General features: G+C 48.5%; 1 protein-coding gene and 1 riboswitch. The gene reads left to right on the top strand.

Annotated elements, in window-relative coordinates; genetic code table 11:
- Nucleotides 1-26: 26 nt before the first annotated feature.
- Nucleotides 27-131, top strand: a riboswitch (cyclic di-GMP riboswitch).
- A 100-nt stretch (nt 132-231) separates the two neighbouring features.
- A partial coding sequence (locus tag R7Q48_RS27290) for a lytic polysaccharide monooxygenase (RefSeq protein WP_318133388.1) occupies nt 232-720 on the top strand: 489 nt, incomplete at its 3' end.

Below are 720 nucleotides of genomic sequence, written 5' to 3'. Positions count from 1 at the left end.
TTCATACGCTACATTCCGAGTGCTCAATCACATTTCGGCAAACCATTCGAAAGGATGGGACGCAAAGCTTCCGGTCTTCCAGCACTGCTTAACTAGTCAACACTAGTGCTTAAGATAGCGGGGTTGCCACTTTCTATCTGTATCTAATGAGTTCCAATCAGATGCGGACGAGAGTGCTCTGCATGCGCCGAGTTGTGGCATTCATTTGTCAGCCAAACAAGAGGACGTGTAATGAAATCATTCCCTAATAAATCGCTCGTTGCCCTTGCTATCGCAAGCATGAGCTCTGGTGTCTTAGCTCACGGTTACGTATCGGAATCCAACGATGGCGTCGCAGCAAGTCGTGCAGCGCTGTGTAAGTACCCAACATCGGATACCAATGAAAGAAACACTAACTGTGGCGCAATTCAATATGAACCACAAAGCGTCGAAGGCCCTGATGGCTTCCCAGAGACTGGCCCTCGCGACGGTAAAATTGCCAGCGCAGAAACGGCTCTAGCAGCTGCACTAGACGAACAAACCGCCGACCGCTGGGTAAAACGTCCGATAAAATCTGGTACACAAACGTTTGAATGGACTTTTACAGCAAACCACGTGACTCGTGATTGGAAATACTACATCACAAAACCGAATTGGAACCCGAACGCTTCATTGTCACGCGACTCGTTCGATCTCAACCCTTTCTGTGTGGTTGACGGCAATATGGTTCAACCACCAAAA

Source organism: Vibrio sp. 378 (assembly GCF_033339435.1).
Note: the sequence above shows the minus strand (reverse complement) of the source record. Positions and strands in the feature narration are given on the sequence as shown.